We start from the raw sequence: 24,713 nt of genomic DNA on the forward strand, positions 1-24,713 counted from the left end.
AGAATACAAATTTTTTATCAGCATGTCTGAACAATTAAAATCACAAGAAGAGTTTTTAGCAAATTTTAACTGGCATAACTTCCAAGAAGGAATTGATGCAGTAGATGAGAAAAACTTACAAGAATTCGAAGAACTAGTTTCAAAAACTTTCATCGCTACAGATCAAGAAGAAGTAGTTGAAGGTGTAGTTGTTAGAATTACAGATAGAGACGTTATCGTTGATATCAACGCAAAATCGGAAGGTGTTATTTCTTTAAACGAATTCCGTTACAACCCGAACTTAAAAGTTGGTGACAAAGTAGAAGTATTAATCGACATCCGTGAGGACAAAACAGGTCAATTAGTATTATCTCACAGAAAAGCACGTACTATTAAATCATGGGATAGAGTTATTTCTGCAAATGAAACAGGAGAAATCGTTAATGGTTTTGTAAAATGCAGAACTAAAGGTGGTATGATCGTTGACGTTTTCGGAATTGAAGCTTTCTTACCTGGTTCTCAAATTGACGTTAAGCCAATTAGAGACTACGATGTATATGTAAACAAAATGATGGAATTCAAAGTGGTAAAAATTAACCACGAATTCAAAAACGTTGTTGTATCTCATAAAGCGCTTATCGAAGCTGATATCGAAGTACAGAAAAAAGAAATCATCGGTCAATTACAAAAAGGACAAGTATTAGAAGGTGTTGTTAAAAACATTACTTCTTATGGAGTGTTTATTGACTTAGGTGGTGTTGACGGATTAATTCACATTACTGACCTTTCTTGGAGTAGAATCAACCACCCAAGTGAAGTTCTTGAATTAGACCAAAAATTAAACGTTGTAATCCTTGATTTCGATGATGAGAAAACAAGAATTCAATTAGGATTGAAACAATTAAACGCTCACCCATGGGATGCTTTAGATGCTAATTTAACTATTGGTGATAAAGTAAAAGGTAAAGTAGTTGTAATCGCTGATTACGGTGCTTTCATCGAAGTTGCTGAAGGTGTTGAAGGTTTAATCCACGTTTCTGAAATGTCATGGTCAACTCATTTACGTTCTGCTCAAGATTTCGTAAAAGTTGGAGATGTTGTTGAAGCTGTTATCTTAACTTTAGATAGAGATGACCGTAAAATGTCATTAGGTATCAAACAATTGACTCAAGATCCATGGACTGACATTACTTCTAAATACCCAGTAGGTTCTAAACATACAGGTATCGTTAGAAACTTTACAAACTTTGGTATTTTCGTAGAATTAGAAGAAGGAATTGATGGATTAATTTACATCTCTGACTTATCTTGGACTAAGAAAATCAAACACCCATCTGAATTTGTAAATGTTGGTGAAAAACTTGATGTAGTTGTATTAGAATTAGATGTTGAAGGACGTAAATTATCTTTAGGTCATAAACAAACTACTGCTAATCCTTGGGATCAATACGAAGATTCTTTCGCTGTAGGAACTATCCACAATGGTGAAATTTCTGAAATCGTTGACAAAGGAGCTACTGTAGAATTCGGAGATGATATCGTTGCTTTCATTCCTACTCGTCACCTTGAGAAAGAAGACGGAAAGAAATTGAAAAAAGGTGATACAGCTGATTTCAAAGTAATCGAATTCAACAAAGAATTTAAAAGAGTAGTTGCTTCTCACACTGCTATCTTCCGTGAAGAAGAAGAGAAAAACGTGAAAGCTGCAACTGAAAATACTTCATCTAACTCTACTACTAATGCACCAGCTGCAACTTTAGGAGATAACAATGATGTATTAGCTGCATTAAAAGCTAAAATGGAAAAAACTGAGAAAAAATAATTCTTAGTTTCCTCTAAATAGAAAGTCCCACATTACTGTGGGACTTTTTTTTATGCTTTATATTTTTTTGTTTAAGGTTTTTATTTGTTTCAAATTTCAGGTTTCCTATTTAATAGAAATTTGATTATTTTACAGCTAATAATTTTGATTCTTCTGGAGTAAATTCATCCAAAATTGAATAAGAATTTATGCCTGCAATTTTCATTTCATCTAAAATATCAACTAAATTACCGTAATTAGATTTATTGCTAGGTTTAATAATAACTGTAATTCCTTTGCCAGGTTTTCCTCGTTGCGCTGAATATTCTAAAACTTTTTTATTTCTTTCTAGTAGTTCCTTTCTAATCCCACTTTTACCATATTTCATTTCTTTTGGGCCATCAATAGGGACAAATAGTAATCCCGAATAAGTAATTATTTTATTATGATCATCTAAAAGTATTGTAAAAGTGCGGTTTTCATCTGGCATCTGACAAGCAGAATTTTCAAAGCAATCATCACAATCGGGTCTGCCGTATTCTAAAACTTTAGGTTTAGCCAATTCAATTGTAACCATAAAAAATATAATCAGCAAAAACGAAACACTGACCATTGCGGTTAAATCAACTCTTGTACTTAATTTTTTACTTCTAACTTTTTTAGGTAGATTTTGCATACTGAATGAGTTTTGAATTTAAAATTAGGAATAAAAAGAAAGCAAAATCACGAAATTATTAAAAATAATAAAAAATATTTTTTATCATCAATAGCCTGTTTTACAATGTGTTTTGAGAATTATTCAATAATAAATTCAATTATTTTAATTTTCCGTAAAACCAAAACCAATATTCCCGCGTAAATGAGCTTATAACTTAAAACATTCATTATGAAAACTAGAAAATTTTTAGCAGTAGCAATTTTAGCATTAGGATTTGGATTTACATCATTTGCACAAAAAACTGTAATGGTTGGTGGAGCAGCAATGTACCCAACAAAAAACATTGTTGAGAATGCAGTAAACTCAAAAGATCATACTACATTAGTTGCCGCAGTAAAAGCAGCTGGATTAGTAGAAACATTACAAAGCAAAGGACCATTTACTGTTTTTGCTCCAACAAATGCTGCATTCGATAAATTGCCAGCAGGAACTGTTGAGACTTTATTGAAACCAGAAAACCTTAAAATGTTACAAACAATTTTGACTTACCATGTTGTGGCAGGAAAAATGAATTCTTCTGACATCGCTAAAGCAATTAAAATGGGTAAAGGAAAAGCGACTCTTAAAACTGTAAGCGGTGGAACTTTGACTGCTTGGATGGACGGAAAAGATTTATACATTACTGACGAAAATGGTAACAAATCTAAAGTTACAATTGCAGATGTTAATCAATCAAACGGTGTGATTCATGTTGTGGATACTGTTTTGTTGCCAAAACAATAATCTTCAAAAGCAAAAGAATACAATCAAAAAAGTCCTGTAAATACAGGACTTTTTTATTTTTATAAAGTGATGATTTTAATTATCTTTTAGCAGTCAACGTTGATCCCGCGGAAGCAATTACAACACAAACGACAGCTAGAATTTCATAAAAGCTAAGATTCTCCTGCAAGAAAATAAAAGCGCAAATAGAAGCAGCTGCAGGCTCTAAACTCATTAGAATACTAAAAGTGCGAGGAGGAAGCTGACCCAAAGCTTTCATTTCTAATGTAAACGGAATTGCACTAGATAAAAAGGCTAAAGCAATGCCCATTCCAAAAAGTTTCGGAGTAAGATTAGCCAAACCATTTTCGTAAAAACCAAAAGGTAATATTAATATTGCTGCAAATAACATTCCGGTCGATACGGCTTGACCACCATTCATAATTTTAGATATTTTGCCTCCCAAAATAATATAAGCTGCCCAAAGCGCACCAGCTAAAAGGGCAAATATAACACCAAGAGAATCGACACGATCGTTTGTCCAAGGAGCGATTAAAACTATTCCGGCTCCAGCGAGCAAGACCCAGCAATAATCTATTAAACGTCTAGAACCAATTATTGCGACCAATAAAGGTCCGATGAATTCTAGAGTAACGGCTAAACCAATTGGAATTCGTTCAATGGCCATATAAAAAATCAAATTCATTGCCCCTAACGATAAACCGTACGGAACAACAATTCTCCATTGTTGTGATGTGATTTTAAACAGATTTGGCCTGTATGCTATAAGTAAAATTATAGCAGAAATACCAATTCTAATCGAGGCTGTTTCCGCAGCTCCAATCGCAGGGAATAGCGTTTTTGCAATTGCAGCACCAGATTGAACACTTATGATTGCTAAAAGTACTGCCGGAACTGGCGGAATATTAAATCCTTTATTTTTCATGAGGAAGAAACTTGTAATAGAAGAATTAGAAATGAGTTAAAAAACATTTCTTATTTTATAGTAAGAATAAGTCGCTGAAATTCATTCAACTTTAATAAAACTTCTAACTACCCCAAAGCACGTTTTGTTATGTAAGCACGATATCCAATAATAGCCATTTGCCATTTTTTTGCTTTAGAAATGTCTAAACCTTGTTTCGTAAAACTAGGTAAAAGAATTTTATTTATTTTGGCTAAAATTTTATACATGGCAGGTTTATTTTTTTCAAAGATATAAAAAAAGACTTTGCGGTTAGGCAAAGTCTTTTTTTGGTTTTGGCTAGTTTTGGATTATGATTTTTCGTTCAGTTTCTTTTCAATTTTTTCCAGCATTTCTTTAGCATTGGTGTTTTCTGGAGATAATTCTAAAGTTTTTTTATAATTTTTCTTTGAATCTTGTAATTGATTATTTTTAAAATAAACATCAGCCAGACTATCATAAGCATTTCCAGAATTTGGATTTTCTTTCACATTTAATTCAAAAACTTTTATTGCATCATTTATTCTGCCATGCGATAATAACGTATAGCCAATAACATTTAGTCGATATTCAAAATTCCAATCGGGATGATTCTTTTTTGTATTCAAATAATTTTGTTCTGATTTTGTGATTTCGAGTTTCAAAAAATCTTGATTAATTTTTTCACCGGATAAAAGATAATCATCAACTAAGGATTTATCTACAATAGATGCAACATGATTTATAACCTGACTTTGAACATATAAATTAGAATATTTATGGCCATTTGATAAAAATATGATAGTTAAATTGTTATCAATAAATTTTCTAAATGCTGTTTCATTTCCGCCAGTAAAACCATATGAAAGCGTTTTATTCACGGGAACAATTTCCCACCCATATGCAAAACGATCTGTGTTGTTTGCAAAAGGATAAGGTTTCCACATATTGTATCTGGTTTCTTCTTTTAAATAAATATCATTATCTAGATTCTGATTCCATTTTAGAAATTCAGTAAGTGTAAGATTTAAACCGTTTGCCGAATGAGAGTCTGGACCGCTGTTATAATTATTTTTTTCGTATTTTTTGGTTTCGGTATTGTAATTATAGCGAATTGCGCCTCTAGGGGTGATTTGCCCAAAATTAGATAAGAAGAAAACACTAGATTTTGCTTTTGGAAATTGATTGCTTAAAATATATTCTTCAAAAGTCAAACTTGTAATCTTTTCAATAATTTTAGCTAGAAATAAATAATTGGTCTGATTGTAACGATATTGATTTCCGGTAACAAATTGCATTGGTTTTTTTGACAGCAAAGAAATTTTTTCAGTATAAGGTAAGGAAAACGGAATATCTTCAAACTGAACAATATCTGGAAGCCCAGAAGAATGTGTTAGTAAATTTTTAATTTTTATTTCCTGCCAATCTTCAGGAAGATTTTCTAAATATTTAGAAATAGGATCTTCTAAAGTTAATTTTCCTTTTTCTATAAGTTGAAAAATACCGACACTTGTAATTAATTTGGTTGTAGAAAAAATTTTAAAAGCAGTGTTTTTATCCACTGCTTTATTTTCTTCTATAGATGCTTTTCCATAATATTTCTCATAAACGATTTTTCCATCTTTTATCACGGCTAGTGCTGCACCAGGAATTTCATTTAATTCAATTACTTCTTTAATATAACTATCAATTTTCTGTTCGGTTACGTTATCTGTTTGACTAAAAGATAAATTTAAACCAAATAGAAGGCACACAATAAAAAGGATCTTTTTCATTTATGAGAACGATTAAGATTTTTTACTTTCTTTTTCCCATTTCTTTATGTCCTTTTCATTTTCTTTCATGTTTTTCTCGTAAACTTTCATTTCCTTTTCAAATTTTTTCATTTTTTCTTCAAAATCTTTTCCGAATGATTGTTCCATAGAAGCACTGTATTTTTCCATATCTGCGCTAAATTTTTCCATAGCAATTTCGTATTTTGCCATTTCTTTTTCATAATTAGCGCCTCTTTTCGACATTGCTTCCTCTACTTGTTTTTCGTAAGCAGATAAATCTGGTTGAAAGGCTTCCATCTTTTTTTCAAATTCAGCCATTTCTTTTTCGAAATTTTTCATAGCAGCCTTATCGTTCACATTTGCTGGAACACTTGGCGCTTTAGGCATTTTCGACATATCAAGAGGAGGAACTGGAGGCACCAGTCCTGCAGGAAATGCAGGTGCAACAGGAGCAGGAGGAACAACAGGCGAAACTGGCGGAACAGGAGGAGCTGGAGGCGCTATATCTGCAATTGAAGCACCATCACCGTCTGTTTCTTTAATTTCTACAACGCGATTTCTGATTGTCATTGGCTTATCAATACCGCCATCTGTAACTACGTCAATTTTTTTAGAGCCGTTATCTTCTGTTGTAATAACAATTCCACAGCTTTTAATCGCTTTTTCACCTTCAATTTGAATGGTTTGAATTTCTTCTGTTCCTTTTGTAACTTCTACTGTAATAGCAGTTAATTCTTTTTCAGCATTTCTTTTTACATTAGAAATAGCGACATCAACATCATGATTTTTTTTCAGTTTTTCAGACATTGTTTTTAATTCTTCATCTGTTGTATTTTTTTTGATTTTGTATACATCTATAGAAGATATTTTTTCAGAAACTTCGTGAGCTTCTTTTTTCTCTTGTGCAATAGTTTTAATTTGAAATAAAAACACAAAGGCTACAAGGGCAGGAAGTATTGCATAATACTTCAAGTAATTACTTTTTTTTGATTGATTTTTGTTTAACATGACAATTCGTTTTTTGATTAATGATTGATAAAAATGATTTGTGATTGCAACACAACTTTCATGTGTTGTAATTTTTAAAAGCGTGTATTGGTACGCTTTTTTGTCTGATATTTTTTTTGCGGCTTCACTATCAGCGATAAATTCAAGATTTTGAAGAATTGCTTTTTTGTAAAGCCAAATTATTGGATTGAACCAAAACAACACACAAAATATTCTAGAAATCAATACATCTACAGTATGATGCTGATCGCTGTGTACTTTTTCGTGCTCAATAATATTTTCTAATTCTGATGCCGTATACATTGATGAGTTGTATACGATATAATCAAAATAAGAAAAAGGAGCGATATTTTCATTTACATCGACAAATTTAAAATCAGCTTGCTGTTCTACTTTTTTGCCTTTTAAAACCGAATTCAAACTATAAAAATCTGCTGCAAATTTTATTATTAGAGCAATAAAGCCAATTATGTATATAGCAAGCGCAACATAATTCCAGTTGATTTCGAATGTTTCTTCTTGAACAGTTTGAGGATAATAAACTTGAGAATAATTCATTACAGGCAGTGGAGTAGGATCGACCCAGACAATTTTAGTATAAACTAAAAAAGGCAAAGCGACTGAGGTTACTAAACCTGCCAATAAAAACCACCTATTACTTTTAAAGAAAGTTTCTTTGCGCAATAAAAAATAATAAGCAAAGTAGAACAGTACTAAGAGTCCACTTGATTTTGCAATAAAAATGAAAAGTGCTTCCATAAACGATTATTTATCTTCTTTCGGAGTTTCAATCATAGCTAAGATTTCGCGTAATTCTGCCGCAGAAATTTTTTCCTCTTTGGCAAAAAATGAAACCATACTTTTATAAGAACTGTTGAAATAATTATCAATTGCAGTACTCATAAAGCCTTTGCTGTAATCTTCAATACTTATAATTGGATAATATTGATGCGTATTTCCAAAGGCATTATGACTTACATATCCTTTCTCTTCGAGATTGCGAACAATAGTCGAAAGCGTATTATAATGCGGCTGATCTTCGGTGATTTCTGCCTGAATTTCTTTTACAAAAGCTTTTTTGAGCTTCCATAAAATATGCATTATTTCTTCTTCTTTATTGGTTAGTTTGTGCATGGTAATTGTTTTTTTTTAAGAAATTGAAATAAATATTATTTAGTTTCAATTTCAAGGACACCATTTTTACCTTGGTCTCCATATTTGCCTGTTGCATTGTCGCCAGTCAGTACATTAACAGATCCAATCTTCAAATTTTCAAGATCTTTAGTGTTTGTAATATTTGAAATCACTCCATCAATGACAACTAGTTGTGTCAAATGCGTACTTGTATTTTTACCATCTGTAGATACGTGAACCACTGTAGGCGTTTTAGCATTACTGTTTACGTTTACGCTAACAGAAGTATTTGTATTAGCTTTTCCGTTTACATTAGTATCGTTAGTATTTGTACTAGTGCTTGTGCTAATGCTTGTATAAGTATTATTAGTAGTTTTAACATCACTTGCAATTTTAGAATTTTGAACTTTTTTTACTTCAACTTTACGTTCTTTATCGATGGCTTTTACTTCATTTTCTTTATCCTCAGTCTTTAAGCCTATTTTCTTAGAACCGTCACTTTCAGTTTCAATAACAATTTCACAATCCTTGATTGCTTTGCTCCCTTTAACGCGATACGATTGCGATTGCTCAGAACCTCTTGTTAAATCAAATCTAATGGCGATTAATTCATTGTTTGAATTTCTTTCAACATCCGTGATCTTTGCGTCAACATTGTGATTTAGTTTCATTTTTTCAGCCATTTCTTTTAATTGCTGATCTGTAGTTGTTTTGCTGATTTTATAAACATCAACAGATTCTTTTTTACCTTTAATTTCTTTTGAAATTTCTCTTTTTTCTTTAGCAATTACTTCAATTTGAAATAAAAGCACAAAAGCGGCAAGTGCTGGAATTACTACATAATACTTCCAAGAATTTCTCTTTTTTGATTGATTTTTGTTTAACATAACGATTCGTTTTTTGATTAATGATTGATAAAAATGATTAGTGATTGATAGACAACTTTCATGAGTTGTAATTTTTAAAAGCGTGTATTGATAGGCTTTTTTATCTGATATTTTTTGTGCAGCTTCTTTGTCAGCAATAAATTCAAGATTTTGAACAATTGCTTTTTTATAAAACCACATTACAGGATTGAACCAAAAGAGAATACAAAAGGCTCTCGAAATTAAAACATCGATAGTGTGATTTTGATCGCTGTGCACTTTTTCATGCTCAATAATATTTTCTAATTCTGATTCCGTAAACATTGATGAGTTGTAAACGATATATTCAAAATAAGAAAAAGGTGCGATGTTTTCATTAACATCAACAAATTTAAAGTCTGCCTGCTGCTGTATTTTTTTTCCTTTTAAAACAGAATTTAAGCTGTAAAAGTCGAAAGCAAATTTCACTACTAAAGCTAAAACGCCAAGTCCGTAAATGGTAAGTAAAACTAAATTCCAATTAATTTCAAAAGTATCTTTTTCAACTTGTTGGCTGTACGATAAATAATTTAAGTTTGAAATTGGAGTAGGATCAACCCAGACAGTTTTAGTATAAACCAAGAAGGGAAGCGTTGCAGATGTTATTAATCCAGCTAATAAAAACCATCGATTACTATTAAAAAAAGTTTCTTTGCGCAACAAAAAATAATAGGCACAATAAAACAATATGATTAATCCAGCTGATTTTGCGATATAAGTGAAAAGTGCTTCCATAAACAACTATTTTTCTTCTTTTGGATTTTCGATCATGGCTAAAATTTCGCGTAATTCTGCGGCAGAGATTTTTTCTTCTTTAGCAAAAAACGAAACCATATTTTTATAAGAACTGTTGAAATAATTATCAATAGCCGTTTTCATATACTTTTTGCTGTACGCTTCTAAAGTTATAATTGGATAATATTGGTGTGTATTTCCAAAAGCATTGTGCGCTACAAAACCTTTCTCCTCAAGATTACGAACAATAGTCGAAAGTGTGTTATAATGAGGCTGATCTTCTGTGATTTCTGCCTGCACTTCTTTTACGAATGCTTTTTTAAGCTTCCATAAAATATGCATGATTTCTTCTTCTTTGTTGGTTAACTTTTGCATGTGTTCTAATTTTAAATCAAACTTACAACTATTTTTATAGTTACACAACTACAAAAGTAGTTATTTAACTATTTTTTAAGTTTGATTTAAAATAAACATATAATAAAAACCTTTCAAATTTAATCTAATAAATTGAAATTGAATTGTTTATATGAAATTAAAATTTTTTAGGAAACTTTTTCTCGAAGTAATGCATTTTTTATCCATACACAGCAAAGAGTAGCAAAAACTCCTGTCGAAGCCATAAAAAGCCAGTTGGTTTGATAACCGAGACGAGTAATGATTTCGAAACCAACTTTAGAACTGATAATGTGCGCTAGACTAAAACTCATCGTATAAAGTGCCATGTAACGACCTTCCTGGCCACGCGGTGCACGGCTTAAAGCAAAAGCATTCGAAAAAGGGAACGTTAGAATTTCGCCAATTGAGATACAAATCATACTAAAAACCAGTACGCCAGCCCAAACGTTAATTAATAATAAGAAGAAACTCAAGGCCATAATAAAAGAACCCAGAATGATAATTCTGATTTTAGGAAAGCCTTTTCTTTCCATAAAACCAACAGTTGGCATTTCGAGAGCAAAAATCAAAAGCCCGTTTAAGGTCATTAAAAGTCCGGTTTGGAATTCGCTTAAACCAAACTTCTCGTTATGATATAAAGGTAAAGTTGTAAAAAGCTGAAAGAAAATCATGGCGGTAACAAAACTCACAAATAAGAAAACCCAAAAAATACGATCATGAAAAACCGATTTTATTTCTGCTGGAATTTCCATTTTATCGTCGTGAACAGCTTTTTTCTTCTCCTTAACTAATAGAGCAAATATTAAAATCGAAATAATGCAAGATGCTCCGTCAACCCAAAATAGTCCTTGATATCCAATTCCCATAATAATTAAACCGCCTAAAGCTGGTCCTGCAGCAAAGCCAAGATTTACCGCCAAACGTACTAAAGTTAAGGCACGCGTTCTATTTTCTGGTTTTGCATAAGCGCCAAGAGAAACAAACATTGCTGGTCGAAACATATCGGCAATAACCATTAAAACAAACATGGCGATGCAAAGTCCCCAGAAAGTTGTAATATATTGTATAAAGAAAAGCGAAACGCCGCTGGTAAACAGACTAAAAATCATTATTTTGTAAAATCCAATTTTATCTGAAAGTTTTCCGCCAAGCCACGAACCTAACATCGATCCTAAACCAAAAGAAACCATTATCCAACCTACTTGATTATAAGTAAATTGAAGATCTTCTTTTAGATATTTAGATAAAAAAGGAAGTACCATCGTGCCAGCGCGATTGATAAATGTAACTAGGGTAAGTATCCAAATTTCTCTTGAAAATCCACGAAAATTATTGATATAATGGTTGAAAGCAGTTTTGAGCATTATAAATTCTGTTGTTTGCAGCAAAGTTAGAAAACTTTGTCACGTATTCTGGTTGTCGCTTTGTTACTTTTAAACTATTTTTGCTCAAAATTTATAAGATGAAAAATAGTATTGTTTATATCGTTTTGCTGCTTGTTAATTTCGGCTTTAGCCAAAAGAAATTTGATCAAAATGAAGTTGTCAAATTTCAGAAAACAATAAATGCCGAATATGCTGATGCTAAGACAAGTCCGTTGATGGAGGAAGATTTAAAAACTTTTAAGGCTTTAGAATTTTACCCCATAAATGAAAAGTTTTTCGTGAACGCAAAGTTGGTAAAAGCTAAAAATGAGAAAGTTTTTGAAATGAAAACTACCGGAACGAGAACACCAAAATACATTAAGTACGGCACTTTATATTTTACTCTAAACGGCGTTGCTTTGCAATTGAATGTTTATCGAAGCATTGATCTTTCAAAACAAAAAGAATACAAAGATCATTTGTTTTTGCCTTTTTCTGATTTAACGAGCGGGAAAGAAAGTTATATAGGTGGAAGATATATCGATCTTAAAATTCCAAAGGGAGATAGTATAGTGGTCGATTTTAATCAAGCATATAATCCGTACTGCGCTTATAATCATAAATATTCATGTCCGCTTGTTCCTTTAGAAAACGATTTGAATGTTGAGATTAGGGCAGGAGTTAAAACGTTTCATTAATGGAATTTTTTAATTTTCATACACATCAATTTACCAGCCAGTCTAACGTTTTAGAATTGGTAAATCAATATCCGCAAGAATTTGATGCTTCAATTCCGTTTTATTCAATCGGAATTCATCCTTGGCATATTGTGGCAGACAGAGTTGATGCTGATTTGAAAATTATAGAAGAAAAATTACAAACTGAAAATTGTTTCGCAATTGGAGAATGTGGTTTAGATAAACGAATCGAAATACCGCTGGAACAACAAATTACAGTTTTTGAAAAACAATTGGCTTTGGCAGAAAAATATAAAAAACCAGTTGTAATTCATTGTGTTGCTGCTTTTCAGGAAGTAACTGCAATAAAGAAAAAAATGAAAATTTCGGTTCCGATGATTATTCATGGCTTTTCAAAAAACAGCCAAATTGCGAATCAGCTTATTAAGGACGGATTTTATCTTTCATTTGGAAAATATTTGCTCAGAAATCCAGAATTAAAAACAGTTTTTCAGGACATACCGAACGATCGCTTTTTTTTAGAAACCGATACAATTGAAGAAGATATTACACAGGTTTATAATCTTGCTAAAGAATATAAGAATATAACTATCAAAGAGTTACAAGATATTATCTCTAGTAATTTTGAAGAAGTATTTGAGAGGAAGTTTTGAGTTATGGTGAAACTTTAAACCTGAAACGTGAAACTTTAATCTTTAACCTTGAAATAAATTTAAATTAAAATAAACAAAAGAATTATATGGCAGAGTGGACAGAAAGAGCCGAGCTTTTATTTACAAAAGATGGATTACAAAATTTGCAAAACTCAAATGTTTTAGTAGTTGGGTTAGGTGGCGTTGGATCATTTGCTGCTGAGTTTTTAGCAAGAGCAGGAGTGGGGAATATGACGATTGTTGATGGAGATGTCGTGGATATTACAAATATTAACAGACAATTGCCAGCTTTGCATTCAACTGTTGGACAGCCAAAAATTACTATTGTTGGTGATCGTTTAATGGATATTAATCCAGAATTAAAACTCACTCGAGTTCAGGAATTTTTATCTCCAGAGCGCGCGTTCGAAATTGTTTCTCCAGAATTTGATTATGTTTTAGATTGTATTGACAGCATTACGCCAAAACTTAATTTGATTATTGCAGCAAAACGCAAAAGAGTCAAAATCATTAGCAGCATGGGTGCAGGCGGAAAAATGATGGCCTCAAAAGTAAAAGTGGCTGATATCTCTAAAACGATAAACTGCTATTTCTCAAAAGCAATCCGCAAGAGATTAAAAGCTGTAAAAATCAACAAATTGAAAGTAGTTTTCTCATCTGAAATTCAAGATGAAAAAAGCTTAAAACTAACCGACGGAAAAAACTTTAAAAAATCTTTCTACGGAACAAACAGTTATATGCCAGGTTTATTTGGTCTTCACGCTGCAGAAACGGTAATTAGACATTTGTTGAGCAAATAGAGATATTAAGCTGCTAAGTGTTTAACTTAAAGCAAAAAAAACTTAATGACTTACTAACTCAGAATCTTAGAAACTTAAAAAAAATGATTAAAACAGTAATTTTTGATATGGACGGCGTAATTGTGGACACAGAACCCGTTCACCGTTATGCTTATTACAAACAATTTTCAGAACTAAATATCGAAGTTACTGAAGAAATGTACACTTCGTTTACCGGATTTTCTACACGAAATACATTTCAAACTTTAAAAGGATTTTTTCCTACTATAGAGCATGAGGTTGAAGATTTGATTCAGAGAAAAAGAAATATTTTTAACGATGCTTTTGATACTAAAGAAGATTTATTTCTATTAGAAGGAGTTGAAGATTTAATTAAAGATTTATACGCAAACGGAATTCAGTTAATTTTAGCTTCTTCTGCATCTAAAGTTACAATTGATCGTGTTTTTACAAGATTTAATCTGCACCAATATTTCACGCACATTGTAAGTGGAGAAGATTTTCCGCAATCTAAACCAAATCCAGCCATTTTCTTGCACGCAGCTTCGTTATCAATTGCTCCAAAGGAAAATTGTATTGTTATTGAAGACAGTACAAATGGAATAAAAGCAGCAAAAGCAGCAGGAATTTATTGTGTTGGTTATAACAGTCATCATTCGAAATTACAGGATTTATCAGATGCTGATTTGATTATCAATGATTTTACTGAATTAAACGCGCAAAAAATATCACAACTTGTTTCTTGAATTAAGTTAAATTTAACAATTGTTCGCTAATTGAATTTGTAAATTTGAAGAAAACAAATAAACCTAAGAATGAAAAAACTACTTATTGCATTAGCTATTATAATAGTACCTTTTGCTGCAGATGCACAAATTAAAACACCACAAGCGAGTCCAAAAGGATACATTAAACAAACAGTTGGTTTGACAGATGTTGAAGTAACGTATTCAAGACCGGGAGCTAGAGGCAGAGCGGTATTTGGAAATTTAGTTCCGTTTGGTAAATTGTGGAGAACTGGTGCTAATGAAAACACCATTATCAATTTTAGTGATGATGTTGTTATCGACGGAAAAACTTTGAAAAAAGGAAAATACGCAATTTATACTATTCCGAAAATTGAAAGCTGGGAAGTAATTTTCTACCTTTCTACAGACAACTGGGGATTGCCAGAAAATTGGAGTGATGCATATGTTGCTTTGAGAACTACTGTTAAAGAAGATGCTTTGCCAACTCCTGTTGAGACTTTTACAATTGGAATTAATGGTTTAGATCCTAATTTTGGCTATTTAGAAATGGCTTGGGAGAATTCTCATGTAGCTTTAAAATTTGAAGTTCCAACTGCTAAAAATGCAACTGCAAGTATCGAAAAAACTTTGGCTGGACCAACTGCAAACGATTATTATGCTGCTTCGCAATATTTATTTTCATCAAACGGAAGTATTGAAACAGCTAGAACGTATGTTGATAAATCTTTAGAAATGAGCACAGATAAACCTTATTTTATCTTGAGATTAAAATCATTGATTCAAGCAAAACAAGGAGATAAAAAAGGCGCAATCGAAACAGCAAAAGCTTCATTAGCTGCTGCTGAGACTGCAAACAATCAAGATTACGTAAAAATGAACAAGGACAGTATCGCTGAGTGGAGCAGATAATCTCTTTTAATTTTTTTAATTATAAAATATAAAAATCCAAAGCTTTTAGTTTTGGATTTTTTTGTTATTTGAAAGAGTAGAAAAATGAAACCTTAAACTTGAAACAAATCAAACTATACTAAACTTGACTTTCAATTCAAGCTCGGCGGTTCTGGAATTTTAATTGTTTTTTTTGTTTTCTTTACGATAAGCAAATAAAAAGTTATGCCTCCAAGAATAATAAGCAACGCAATTTCAAGCTGTCCAAGACTATTATTATCATTATACATGGCATTGGCACTTGCTAATTTTGCTTTCCCTTCCTTAATCTGAATTTGTGACAAGGATTCTAATGTTTTCAAGGCCGCTTCACTCGAATAAGCAATTTTATTCCAGTTATTATTTTCAACTTGATCATTTATTTCTTTACAGGAAGCTAAGAAAGCATCAAAATGTTCTTTCTCCTTATTTGTCAAAACAGTTTTAGCGTATAAATCATCAATATTATGAACGATGTTTAAAGTTTGAATTATTTCCTTTTTTTTGATATTATCGCTCAAATTAAGCTTTTCGGCTTCAGTTTTTATAAAGTTAAGTTCTTTTGAATATTGAAAAATATAATGCGCAACAACCAATCGATCTTTATAAATTGCATTAATATTTTCGTTTACTTTTTTTGAATTTTGAAGTGTGTTGAAATTATTTAAAACAATAATCAGCATAACGACAAGCAAGATAAAAGCGGCTTTTGTTTTGTTGCTGTATTTTTTTAAATCTTTCATAATGCTGATTTTAAAAGAAATTTACAAATGATTAGCTTCTCAAAGATAAAGATTTTGATGGAGAATTAGCATCTTATAATCTTTGTTAAAATTGTTTATCAAAAACATATTGAAGTAATATTAAAAAAATAAAATAAAGCAAAGTTTGAATTAAACTGATACAAACACCAAAAATAAGAATCCGTTTAATCATATTTTATTTTTAATTATGCTGCTTCGAAATGACTTAACATTTATATTTTATTTATCTGTTTGCTTTATTATTTACTCCAAAACAACTTCATCTTCACTTGGTTTACCTTTAAAAAAGATAAGCTGCATCAACAACGACAGTACAATAGTCAAAATTGCTCCAATGAAATTCAGCCATAAATAACCTAGTTTTTCTTGCTTGTAAATCATGAAATAATAGATGATAAAGATGGTAATCTGACTAATTATTGCGCTATAAAACATTGGCTGTGCCTGAACGCGACGAAGGTAAAATCCGACTAAGAAGATCCCTAAAACAGTTCCATAGAAAATAGAACCAATTATGTTTACCAACTGAATTAAATTTTCAAATAAAGTTCCTACACAGGCAAAAAGAATAGCTACAATTCCCCAGAAAAGTGTAAAAAATTTGGTTGCATTTAAATAATGCTTCTCTGATTTCTCAGCTTTAAGATTTCGTTTGTAAATGTCAATTGCTGTTGTCGAAGCCAAAGCGTTTAATCCTGAAGCTGTTGAAGACATTGCTGCAGATAGAATTACAGCCAACAATAATCCGATGAGTCCTTTTGGCAAATAATGCAGAATAAAGTGAAAAAACACATAATCTTTATCATTGGTTTCACTATTGCTGTCTGCTCTCGAAATAATTTCTTTTGCACGGTCGCGCAAATCTTTTTCTTTATTGGACAGTGCTACTAGTTCTTTTCGCAAAATTGGATTATCGTAATCCTGATTTAGCTGATCGATATACAATAAATTGATGACTTTTTTGTCTTCTGAAAGTGTGCTTAATTTTTTTTCTAGAGCGTGATATTCTTCTTTATAAGCTGATTTTTCAATAACAATTTTATTATTTGGATTAAAATTTAACGGAACTGGATTGAATTGAAAAAACACAAAAACCATAACTCCGGTCAACAGAATAAAAAACTGCATTGGCACTTTTAAAAGTCCGTTCATGATTAATCCCATTTGGCTTTCACGAACTGATTTTCCAGATAAATAACGTCCAACTTGAGATTGATCTGTTCCGAAATAGGCGAGTGCCAAGAAAAAACCACCCGTTATACCGCTCCAAAAAGTATATTTTTCTTCAGGATCAAAAGAAAAATCAACAATATTCATTTTATCATTCGCGCCCGCAATATGCATCGCGCTTGTAAAAGTCATATCGTTTGGCAAATAATGCAAAATCAAGAAAAATGTAATAAACATTCCCGACATGATCACAAACATCTGTTGTTTTTGGGTTACGTTAACCGCCTTTGTTCCTCCAGAAAAAGTATAGATAATGACAAGAACACCAATTATAATGTTCATTAAAGTTAAATTCCATCCTAAAAGTGCCGATAAAATAATTGCTGGAGCATAAATAGTAAGTCCGGTTCCTAAACCTCTCTGTACTAAAAAAAGTATTGCAGCAAGCGATCGCGTTTTTAAGTCGAAACGCTTTTCTAGAAATTCATAAGCCGTAAAGACTTTATTTTTATGATATAACGGAATAAAGGTCAAGCAAATTACAATCATTGCAATTGGCAGTCCAAAATAAAACTGCACAAAACCCATTCCGTCATGATAAGCCTGTCCAGGAGTTGATAAAAAAGTAATAGCACTCGCTTGCGTCGCCATTACCGAAAGTCCAACTGTGTACCAAGGTGTTTCGTTGTTTCCTAAAATAAAATCTTCAACGTTTTTACTGCCTTTGGTTTTCCAAGAGCCATATCCAACAATAAATAAAAGCGTGACAATCAGTACGATCCAATCAAATAATTGCATAGGTTATGAGTATAATTGCATTATTAAGAAAAAAATTAGAATGTAAATAGCATTCGCCACCAAAACATAAGTGTAGCTTTTTTTCCATTTTTTTGTTTTTTTAGCTTCCATTTTTATGAATGTTTATTGCTTAAATTCTTGTTTAGGAGCTTCTATTGGCTGTTTCAGCGAAATTATATTTGAAAGTAATCGATACGCACCGGCTACACCTTCTGGCAACTCTCTAAAAAAGCTTAAACCGGTGTAAATATAATATCCTTTTCCATACGGCGCTACTAATAATGCCCCATCTTTAGCAGATTCACCTTTATCATGAGAAGATATAATAGGAGTGAAGGCAGGGTCATATTCATTAGGATAATACAAACCTTGCTCTTGTGTCCAGCCTTCAAAATCTTTTGTACTGATTTTGTTTGGTGTATTTAAAACAGGATGATTAGGTGCTAGAAAAGTAATTTTAGCATTTTCTTCAGTCACACGATCATTTGAAACTTTTAGCGAATAAGGCGCAATCTGGTCAGTGACCATTTTGCCATATGTATTGTATTGCACAATCATATTTTTACCGCTTTTTACAAAATCAAAAAGTATTTTTTGTTTGTTTGCTAAAGCATTTACAGTATTATATGCCCGAATTCCAGTAATAACGGTACTAAATGAATCAAGTTTTTCAGGCGTGATTTCTTCTGGTTTTAAAAGAGTGACTTTATATCCCATTTGAGTTAAACTTTCTGGAACTTCGTCGCCAGCACCCATAATGTAGCCAATAGCATCTCCAGAAGTTTTTAGGTCAATTCGAATGCATTTTGATTCGGCCGGTTTTAAAACCATTTGTTTGGTAATGTGCGGATAATCAATAATAGTCTGGTCTTTATCAAAACGTTTATTATCCACGGTAACAATACTTTTGGCAACAGCTTCTTCTGGATTTACTGGAGGAATAACTTCAAAATAAAAGGTTTGCTCGTTTCCTTTTTTATCTAAAGAAAATGCAATTTGTTTGGGAGAAACTACCCAGCTTTTTGGTAAATCAAGTTGTAAATTTCCTTTTATTGCATCTTTTCCAGCACGAACTTTTACTGGAATCATTTTGCTTTTAGTGTCTTTAAAAATCAATACTTTTTCTAAAATCGAAGTTGTAACTTCTGGAACTATATCGAGAAAATTATACATTTCGCCTTTTACGCCATCATTGTATTTGTAAACAACTGTGCGCTCAAACGGAATTTCAACACCGCTGATTTTTACATTAAAAACAACCTTAACTTCTCTGATAATATCTGGAATCCCAATGTTTTCTTGATTAGAAACCGTGTACATTCCAACGCTTGCTTTTTCCTTTAACCAATAAGGCTGTGTATATTCCAAATTATTTGGAAGCTGTATTTGAATGTTTATTTTTTGATCGTTATTGTTTTTTAAAATACTATTTTGGATCGTCGTTTTATTGTCAGGCAATGAGGTTACACTTGCCAATTGCATTTCAACAGCACATCTGTTTATCGCTTCTAGACTTAATTTAATAGTACTTCCTGGTGTTGCTTCTTGTTCGCTGGCAACAGCTTCTAGATATAATCCGGAGCAAGAGGCTATAATATTTTTTATTGCTGTTGCTTTTAGGGTTTTCCAATGATCGTCGTCTAAAGCTTCAATCATTTCGTATGCCTTTACCAAATCAGGAATGCTGGCTGACGGATTGCTGAAATCATATTTCGTCATAATTTTAGAAATCAAATCACCAACTGGTTTTCCGTTTTTAACTCGGTTCCAAGTCGTGTCAATTCCATCAAACAAATTATCACGTTCTTTGGGATTTTCTCCATTAATAAGTTCTAGAAATTCAGTTTCTTCTCCACGTGCTCCAGTACTTCCAAATCCTTGTGATTGGTGGCGGCTTCGGCTTAAAGCAGCAATTTCCTGATTCGATTTTCCAATTCCAGTATAATAAACGCCAGTTTCTAATTTGGTGAATTTCGATTTATTAGCAGCATCAAATTTTTCCTGGCTTCCATAAAACCACCAAGACGGATTAAAAAATTGTCTTTTTACCTGCCAAGGTTTAACATATTTTAATTGTTCGGGATATATTTTAGGATCATTTGTTAATTTAAAACTTTCAACGCTCAGTATGGCTGAAGAAGTATGATGTCCGTGCGTAGTTCCTGGCGATCGATGATCAAATCGGTTAATAATAACGTCTGGCTGAAATTTTCTGATGGTCCAAACTACATCAGCAAGAACTTTATCTTTATCCCATATTTGTAAAGTTTCGTCTGGAGTTTTAGAAAAACCAAAATCGTTTGCGCGCGAAAAAAACTGTTCACCGCCATCAATTTTACGAGCTTCAATTAATTCCTGAGTTCTTATAACACCTAATAGTTCGCGCAATTGCGGGCCAATTAAATTCTGTCCTCCATCGCCTCGTGTTAAGGATAAATACCCAGTTCTGGCATTCATTTCGTTTGCCATATAAGAAATCAAACGTGTGTTTTCGTCATCTGGATGAGCAGCAACATATAAAACGGAACCTAAAAAGTTTAGTTTTTTAATTTGATTGTAAATTTCTACAGAACTTGGTTTTTGTGGTTGTTGTGCAAAACAAATAGAAATCCCTGTTAAAAAAAATAAAAGAATTTGTAACTGAATTTTTCGCATAGCGTGATTAGGTGTTTTTGAAAGTGCTTCAAAAATACTAATTATATTGTTGATGAGTATTTAAATGAAATGTTAATGTTTGGTTATTGATTCTCTTTTTTAAGAAAATGTATTACAAAAATAAAGGCCTCTAATTATATCTAAGCTCTTAAGCTATTGTTTGTTTATATTGATTAATCAACATTAGAATTGGTACTACTAGTTTTTTATTAAAAAAAAGAGCATCAAAATATTTGATGCTCTTTTTTAAAATTGTTATTTAACAGTTTTTATCTTCTTCCGTGACCATTTCCATGGTGATCATCGTGTCTGTCGTCTCTATCGTGTCTATCATGTTTGTCATGATGTCTATCATTGTGTTTGAAATCTCTGTGATCATCATGACGATCGTTGTAACCATAAACGGGTCTTGGTTTATAAGGTCTTTGTGGTTCACCGTGATATCCTTTATAGTATTTTACTCTATGACGATCAAAATAAGTATATGGTGTTCTTCCGTGGTAGTCGTTTAAAACAACTTTGTATCCTCCATATAAATCATAGTTTCTGTATTGTCTTGGCAAATAGGTTGTTCTAACCCATCTTCCGCCTCCATAATAAATAAATTGAGAAGCTCGAACATCATAATAAGCCTCAATGTCTGGCAAATAATAATATTCCATTTCTGAATATCCTGAAGGACCCCAAGCTGGAGGTGTTCCTATATTAACGTTAATTGATACTTGGGCTTGTGTGGCATTTGCAACCAATAGAAATAATCCTGCGATTGCTATTTTTATTGTTTTCATTTTTTTAAGTTTTAATGTTAATCTTGTTTAGGGATATTCATATACTGTGCCAAAAATAAAAACAGAATGTATTTGGTCGAATAAATTGAGCATTTTAACGAGCTAATTAAAGCTAGTATTTTTATAAGTTTTTGATTTTTAAATTGTTCCGACAATTTAAAAACAAGAAAAAAAATGCAAAATATTTTATCTTATTTATAATCTACAACTCTGGGTTTAGCCAGTTCAAAATTTTGTAAACCGTAATCTGTAGTTTCAAAAGTATTGGTTTTAAATACATTATCACCATCAAAAGGTATTGTTGGATAATATGACAGTGATAATTGAAAAGAACTGAATACTAAGTAATCATTACTGATTAAAAGACCAAGAGTTACTTTAGAATATGCTTTGTTTCGAGACATGGCATTATTCGGACTTCCTAAAACTGCAATTGAATAATTAAAAAACGGATTCATACGAAAGCCCCAAAGCGCATGAGGCGTATAAGTTTGTGTCTGAAGCGATAATAGTAATTTGTTCGTTCCGTAAATAGCGCTGTTAAAACCTGCTAATCCATTTTCTTCATTAATATTAAGCTCGTCTCCAATAATGTTTTCTCGGTTTATACCAAGAACCAATTTTGGATTAACAAATTGTCTTAATTTCCATTTTCCTATACTGTATAGTTTTGTAAAGTAATTTGTTTCCATCGAAAATGCCGTTTGATAGGTTTTCGATTCATGAAAGAAAGTACCAGCTTCAAAATTCATACTCATAAATCCCCATCGGTAATAATTTCCAAATGAAAATTGCCCGCCTACATACGGCCTCCATATTGTATTTTTATATTGATAACCTAAAGTAACGCCATAAATTCTTCCTATGGGTACATCTTCAGTCTGTCCGTTTCTAAAGATGTAGCTGTCTTTTATAAATTTTCGAGTATTGATTCCAATCCCAGATAAAATAAGTTTTTCATCTGAATAAAAATGAGTCGGATCGTATACCTCAGTTGGAGTTTCGGTAAAATTTACATTTAAAAAACGACCTGTTACAATCAAATTTGTAACCCCATTTTTTTCATCAGCAAAAACCTTGCTGGCCTTTCCTGCCCATAAATCTTGCGAGTTATATTTAAATGGCTGATAAGCATACGTCATATCTGGAGCCTGCAATGTATCTTTCCTAAAATTTTGAGCAATGTAAACACCGCCAGCCCATTTGGTTAAAGGAGAATAGAATAACCGTTCAATATTGATACTTTTTACATAATTATCATCAAGGTCCATTTTGTAATGCAAAGCAGCTCCTATATAGGTGTTTTTGATATTTGGAACTGTGTAGGTAACATCATTTCCATTTTGACCATCATCAAAACGATTCGTAAAGCGATATTCAAGCTGTTGTCCTGAGCCAAAAAAATCTTTTTCTTTAAACCCGACTGAAACTTGATTGCTTGATATAGAAAATCTCGGAATCGTACTCCAAGAATCTAAAACTCGTATGGTTACATCAACAGAATCTGATGCAGCACCAACTACTTCATTTGTAATTCGAACTGCAGTAACATATTTCTGCGATCGAATCAAACGTTCAGATTCCTGTACTTTATAGCTGTCATAAGATGAGTTTTTTTTGAAAAGCAATAAATTAGTGATGGCAATTCTTTTTGTTTTTAAATGAAGTCTGTTACCCGTACGTTCTCCCCAATTTTTTGGAGTTTGTGTGGTATCCATAAGAGAATGACCAAATGGATCTAATGTTATAATATTAATTTTTCGAATGATTTTGCCATTATAATTTGCAGTATCACTTGGGATAATTAAATCTTCCTTTTTTCTGGGTTTATTTGCTCTAAACAAAAGTTTATGCAGTGTTTGGGTAAATTTATTCTTTTTAGAATAATTTCTAATTTTAGTGTATACTTCTGCGCTGTCTCTTTTAACTGTATTATTTTTTTTTGTTTTATCTACTTGAGCATATGTGCTTTGCAGACAAAAACATAAAAAGACAAAAACGATTATTTTATTGTTTAGCGACATTCAGTATTTTTTCTATATAAAATTAGGTTTTGCATGAATATATGTACTATTTTTCTTACTTTAAGAATAATATTGTTTAATTCTCAATCTTAGCTCGACGAACTCTCCAAGTAAATTTTTTAGGCATATGGTTTCCCATTAAGTAGCCCCAAGGTTCTAATGATTCAATTCTTTCAAAAATAATTTTCAAAATCGCTAAAAGCGGAATAGCCAAAAACATACCCGAAATTCCAGCCGCCGCGCCGCCAACGATAATTCCCATGATAGATACAAAGGCATTAATTTCGACTTTTGAATTGATTATTAATGGCACAAGTATATTATTATCAATTAATTGAACAATGACATTGACAATTAAAATGCCTAGAATTATTGATGTATCTGGAGTTCCAGTTAATGATGCTAAGACTGTAATGATTCCTGCAATTAAAATTCCGATATAAGGTATTAGATTCAGAATTCCAGTTATTAATCCTAATAAAATAAAATATTTTACTCCAATTATCCAAAGTCCTAAACTTGTTAATACTGAAACAACAATCATCTCAAATATTAAACTGATAATGTAATTATTAATAGAAACTTTGATTTGTGCTAAAATATCTTTTAAGGAGGCGTGGTTTTCTTTAGAAATTAATTTTGCTAAAAACAGTACAAAGTGATCTTTATATAATAAAAATAAAAAGGTATAAATTGGAATAATAGTGCAGTCTAAAAGAAGATCCGTTATTGATATTATAGCTGAGCCAATAGTACCTCCGCCATTTTTTACAGAATCTTTGGTAACGTTATCTAAATATTTCTTCTGTTCTCCAATACTTACATGAAAATTCTCTTTGACAAATTTATGTATCTCTGTTATAAAAACATTTGTATTTTTCTTAATAGTTTCAAAATCATTCGCCATATCACTGACTTCGTAGGAAATAAAAAAGAGTATACCAGCAATAAAAGAAGCAAATAACAAAACACAAATGGCTGCAGCAAGATGTCTAGGGAACTTCAGCCTTGTGTTCAAAAATGTAAAAAGAGGAAGCAGTAAAACAGCAAATAAAAATGCCATTAAGACAGGAGTAATTATATCTTTTCCAATACAAAAAATAAAAGCAAAACAAATTAAACTTACTAAAATCAAAGAAAGTTTAGCATAAAATGGAAATTGTATTGTTCGAATCATTTGTATTAAAAAATTTAGGTTTTATAGTTTAGTAAAATATCTAAACAAAA

22 protein-coding genes are annotated in these 24,713 nt (G+C 31.8%); 7 read left to right on the forward strand and 15 right to left on the reverse strand.

Going from position 1 to position 24,713, the window contains the following annotated elements; genetic code table 11:
* The first annotated feature begins 22 nt into the window (after positions 1–22).
* Positions 23–1,801 carry a 30S ribosomal protein S1 gene (gene rpsA, locus IR010_RS00100; RefSeq protein WP_029270489.1) on the forward strand — a complete coding sequence of 593 codons (1,779 nt, stop codon included), beginning with the start codon at positions 23–25 and terminating at the stop codon, positions 1,799–1,801.
* 124 nt (positions 1,802–1,925) lie between these two features.
* Here the strand turns inward: rpsA and IR010_RS00105 are convergent, their stop codons facing one another.
* Positions 1,926–2,456, reverse strand: a complete 531-nt coding sequence (locus tag IR010_RS00105; RefSeq protein ID WP_194565946.1) for an ExbD/TolR family protein — start codon at positions 2,454–2,456, stop codon at positions 1,926–1,928.
* Positions 2,457–2,666: 210 nt separating this feature from the next.
* On the opposite strand from IR010_RS00105, the gene IR010_RS00110 reads away from it, so the two are divergent.
* Positions 2,667–3,221, forward strand: a complete 555-nt coding sequence (locus IR010_RS00110) for a fasciclin domain-containing protein (RefSeq protein WP_029270485.1) — start codon at positions 2,667–2,669, stop codon at positions 3,219–3,221.
* A 79-nt stretch (positions 3,222–3,300) separates the two neighbouring features.
* Here the strand turns inward: IR010_RS00110 and IR010_RS00115 are convergent, their stop codons facing one another.
* From IR010_RS00115 to IR010_RS00150, 8 genes are all read right to left on the reverse strand, one after another.
* Complete coding sequence (locus IR010_RS00115) at positions 3,301–4,146, reverse strand: EamA family transporter (RefSeq protein ID WP_194600531.1); 846 nt, start codon at positions 4,144–4,146, stop codon at positions 3,301–3,303.
* A gap of 107 nt (positions 4,147–4,253) precedes the next feature.
* A complete protein-coding gene (locus tag IR010_RS00120; protein ID WP_194602416.1) occupies positions 4,254–4,394 on the reverse strand; it encodes an SsrA-binding protein in 141 nt (46 codons plus the stop codon).
* An 81-nt stretch (positions 4,395–4,475) separates the two neighbouring features.
* On the reverse strand, positions 4,476–5,918 hold the full coding sequence (locus tag IR010_RS00125) for a serine hydrolase domain-containing protein (protein ID WP_194600534.1): 1,443 nt from the start codon (positions 5,916–5,918) through the stop codon (positions 4,476–4,478).
* 12 nt (positions 5,919–5,930) lie between these two features.
* Positions 5,931–7,685 (reverse strand): M56 family metallopeptidase, encoded by a 1,755-nt coding sequence (locus IR010_RS00130; protein ID WP_194600537.1) that lies wholly within the window; start codon positions 7,683–7,685, stop codon positions 5,931–5,933.
* 6 nt (positions 7,686–7,691) lie between these two features.
* The gene (locus IR010_RS00135; protein WP_194565956.1) at positions 7,692–8,060 is read right to left on the reverse strand and encodes a BlaI/MecI/CopY family transcriptional regulator; all 369 of its coding nucleotides are present in this window, start codon (positions 8,058–8,060) and stop codon (positions 7,692–7,694) included.
* Between the two features lie 35 nt (positions 8,061–8,095).
* The gene (locus IR010_RS00140) at positions 8,096–9,700 is read right to left on the reverse strand and encodes a M56 family metallopeptidase (RefSeq protein WP_194565958.1); all 1,605 of its coding nucleotides are present in this window, start codon (positions 9,698–9,700) and stop codon (positions 8,096–8,098) included.
* A 6-nt stretch (positions 9,701–9,706) separates the two neighbouring features.
* Positions 9,707–10,075, reverse strand: coding sequence for a BlaI/MecI/CopY family transcriptional regulator (locus IR010_RS00145; protein WP_056253675.1), 369 nt, complete (start codon positions 10,073–10,075; stop codon positions 9,707–9,709).
* Between the two features lie 167 nt (positions 10,076–10,242).
* Positions 10,243–11,460, reverse strand: coding sequence for an MDR family MFS transporter (locus IR010_RS00150; RefSeq protein ID WP_194565960.1), 1,218 nt, complete (start codon positions 11,458–11,460; stop codon positions 10,243–10,245).
* A gap of 98 nt (positions 11,461–11,558) precedes the next feature.
* Between IR010_RS00150 and IR010_RS00155 the strand changes: the two genes are divergently transcribed.
* The 5 genes from IR010_RS00155 to IR010_RS00175 all read left to right on the forward strand — a co-directional run bounded on the left by IR010_RS00155 (position 11,559) and on the right by IR010_RS00175 (position 15,269).
* Entirely contained in the window at positions 11,559–12,158 is a 600-nt protein-coding gene (locus tag IR010_RS00155; RefSeq protein WP_194600540.1) for a DUF1684 domain-containing protein, read from the forward strand.
* On the forward strand, positions 12,158–12,811 hold the full coding sequence (locus tag IR010_RS00160; RefSeq protein WP_194600543.1) for a TatD family hydrolase: 654 nt from the start codon (positions 12,158–12,160) through the stop codon (positions 12,809–12,811). The genes IR010_RS00155 and IR010_RS00160 overlap by 1 nt, the downstream gene beginning before the upstream one ends.
* 86 nt (positions 12,812–12,897) lie before the next feature.
* Positions 12,898–13,611 carry a ThiF family adenylyltransferase gene (locus IR010_RS00165; RefSeq protein WP_029270464.1) on the forward strand — a complete coding sequence of 238 codons (714 nt, stop codon included), beginning with the start codon at positions 12,898–12,900 and terminating at the stop codon, positions 13,609–13,611.
* 83 nt (positions 13,612–13,694) lie between these two features.
* Positions 13,695–14,357: an HAD family hydrolase gene (locus tag IR010_RS00170; RefSeq protein ID WP_194600546.1), complete on the forward strand. Its 663-nt coding sequence runs from the start codon at positions 13,695–13,697 to the stop codon at positions 14,355–14,357.
* Between the two features lie 69 nt (positions 14,358–14,426).
* Positions 14,427–15,269 carry a DUF2911 domain-containing protein gene (locus IR010_RS00175; protein WP_194600549.1) on the forward strand — a complete coding sequence of 281 codons (843 nt, stop codon included), beginning with the start codon at positions 14,427–14,429 and terminating at the stop codon, positions 15,267–15,269.
* A gap of 131 nt (positions 15,270–15,400) precedes the next feature.
* Here the strand turns inward: IR010_RS00175 and IR010_RS00180 are convergent, their stop codons facing one another.
* The 6 genes from IR010_RS00180 to IR010_RS00205 all read right to left on the reverse strand — a co-directional run bounded on the left by IR010_RS00180 (position 15,401) and on the right by IR010_RS00205 (position 24,663).
* Positions 15,401–16,030, reverse strand: a complete 630-nt coding sequence (locus IR010_RS00180; RefSeq protein WP_194600552.1) for an MCP four helix bundle domain-containing protein — start codon at positions 16,028–16,030, stop codon at positions 15,401–15,403.
* Between the two features lie 264 nt (positions 16,031–16,294).
* Positions 16,295–18,019 (reverse strand): sodium:solute symporter, encoded by a 1,725-nt coding sequence (locus IR010_RS00185; RefSeq protein ID WP_194600555.1) that lies wholly within the window; start codon positions 18,017–18,019, stop codon positions 16,295–16,297.
* 123 nt (positions 18,020–18,142) lie between these two features.
* Positions 18,143–20,674, reverse strand: a complete 2,532-nt coding sequence (locus IR010_RS00190) for a PIG-L family deacetylase (protein WP_194600558.1) — start codon at positions 20,672–20,674, stop codon at positions 18,143–18,145.
* Positions 20,675–20,943: 269 nt separating this feature from the next.
* A complete protein-coding gene (locus IR010_RS00195) occupies positions 20,944–21,462 on the reverse strand; it encodes a hypothetical protein (RefSeq protein WP_029270452.1) in 519 nt (172 codons plus the stop codon).
* Positions 21,463–21,653: 191 nt separating this feature from the next.
* Positions 21,654–23,486, reverse strand: coding sequence for a hypothetical protein (locus tag IR010_RS00200; protein ID WP_194600561.1), 1,833 nt, complete (start codon positions 23,484–23,486; stop codon positions 21,654–21,656).
* Positions 23,487–23,562: 76 nt separating this feature from the next.
* Positions 23,563–24,663, reverse strand: a complete 1,101-nt coding sequence (locus IR010_RS00205; RefSeq protein ID WP_194600564.1) for an AI-2E family transporter — start codon at positions 24,661–24,663, stop codon at positions 23,563–23,565.
* Between the last annotated feature and the right edge of the window lie 50 nt (positions 24,664–24,713).

The sequence above is a fragment of the Flavobacterium sp. MR2016-29 genome (assembly GCF_015350695.1).
Classification (GTDB): Bacteria; Bacteroidota; Bacteroidia; order Flavobacteriales; family Flavobacteriaceae; genus Flavobacterium.

What these genes read in the sequence shown, in the direction of transcription:
- IR010_RS00185 (WP_194600555.1), bottom strand. Translation starts at nt 18,019, where the DNA reads ATGCAATTATTTGATTGGATCGTACTGATTGTCACGCTTTTATTTATT.
- IR010_RS00155 (WP_194600540.1), top strand. Translation starts at nt 11,559, where the DNA reads ATGAAAAATAGTATTGTTTATATCGTTTTGCTGCTTGTTAATTTCGGC.
- IR010_RS00140 (WP_194565958.1), bottom strand. Translation starts at nt 9,700, where the DNA reads ATGGAAGCACTTTTCACTTATATCGCAAAATCAGCTGGATTAATCATA.
- IR010_RS00195 (WP_029270452.1), bottom strand. Translation starts at nt 21,462, where the DNA reads ATGAAAACAATAAAAATAGCAATCGCAGGATTATTTCTATTGGTTGCA.
- IR010_RS00145 (WP_056253675.1), bottom strand. Translation starts at nt 10,075, where the DNA reads ATGCAAAAGTTAACCAACAAAGAAGAAGAAATCATGCATATTTTATGG.
- IR010_RS00150 (WP_194565960.1), bottom strand. Translation starts at nt 11,460, where the DNA reads ATGCTCAAAACTGCTTTCAACCATTATATCAATAATTTTCGTGGATTT.
- IR010_RS00115 (WP_194600531.1), bottom strand. Translation starts at nt 4,146, where the DNA reads ATGAAAAATAAAGGATTTAATATTCCGCCAGTTCCGGCAGTACTTTTA.
- IR010_RS00170 (WP_194600546.1), top strand. Translation starts at nt 13,695, where the DNA reads ATGATTAAAACAGTAATTTTTGATATGGACGGCGTAATTGTGGACACA.
- IR010_RS00110 (WP_029270485.1), top strand. Translation starts at nt 2,667, where the DNA reads ATGAAAACTAGAAAATTTTTAGCAGTAGCAATTTTAGCATTAGGATTT.
- IR010_RS00105 (WP_194565946.1), bottom strand. Translation starts at nt 2,456, where the DNA reads ATGCAAAATCTACCTAAAAAAGTTAGAAGTAAAAAATTAAGTACAAGA.
- IR010_RS00200 (WP_194600561.1), bottom strand. Translation starts at nt 23,486, where the DNA reads ATGTCGCTAAACAATAAAATAATCGTTTTTGTCTTTTTATGTTTTTGT.
- IR010_RS00165 (WP_029270464.1), top strand. Translation starts at nt 12,898, where the DNA reads ATGGCAGAGTGGACAGAAAGAGCCGAGCTTTTATTTACAAAAGATGGA.
- rpsA (WP_029270489.1), top strand. Translation starts at nt 23, where the DNA reads ATGTCTGAACAATTAAAATCACAAGAAGAGTTTTTAGCAAATTTTAAC.
- IR010_RS00205 (WP_194600564.1), bottom strand. Translation starts at nt 24,663, where the DNA reads ATGATTCGAACAATACAATTTCCATTTTATGCTAAACTTTCTTTGATT.
- IR010_RS00190 (WP_194600558.1), bottom strand. Translation starts at nt 20,674, where the DNA reads ATGCGAAAAATTCAGTTACAAATTCTTTTATTTTTTTTAACAGGGATT.
- IR010_RS00175 (WP_194600549.1), top strand. Translation starts at nt 14,427, where the DNA reads ATGAAAAAACTACTTATTGCATTAGCTATTATAATAGTACCTTTTGCT.
- IR010_RS00125 (WP_194600534.1), bottom strand. Translation starts at nt 5,918, where the DNA reads ATGAAAAAGATCCTTTTTATTGTGTGCCTTCTATTTGGTTTAAATTTA.
- IR010_RS00120 (WP_194602416.1), bottom strand. Translation starts at nt 4,394, where the DNA reads ATGTATAAAATTTTAGCCAAAATAAATAAAATTCTTTTACCTAGTTTT.
- IR010_RS00160 (WP_194600543.1), top strand. Translation starts at nt 12,158, where the DNA reads ATGGAATTTTTTAATTTTCATACACATCAATTTACCAGCCAGTCTAAC.
- IR010_RS00180 (WP_194600552.1), bottom strand. Translation starts at nt 16,030, where the DNA reads ATGAAAGATTTAAAAAAATACAGCAACAAAACAAAAGCCGCTTTTATC.
- IR010_RS00130 (WP_194600537.1), bottom strand. Translation starts at nt 7,685, where the DNA reads ATGGAAGCACTTTTCATTTTTATTGCAAAATCAAGTGGACTCTTAGTA.
- IR010_RS00135 (WP_194565956.1), bottom strand. Translation starts at nt 8,060, where the DNA reads ATGCACAAACTAACCAATAAAGAAGAAGAAATAATGCATATTTTATGG.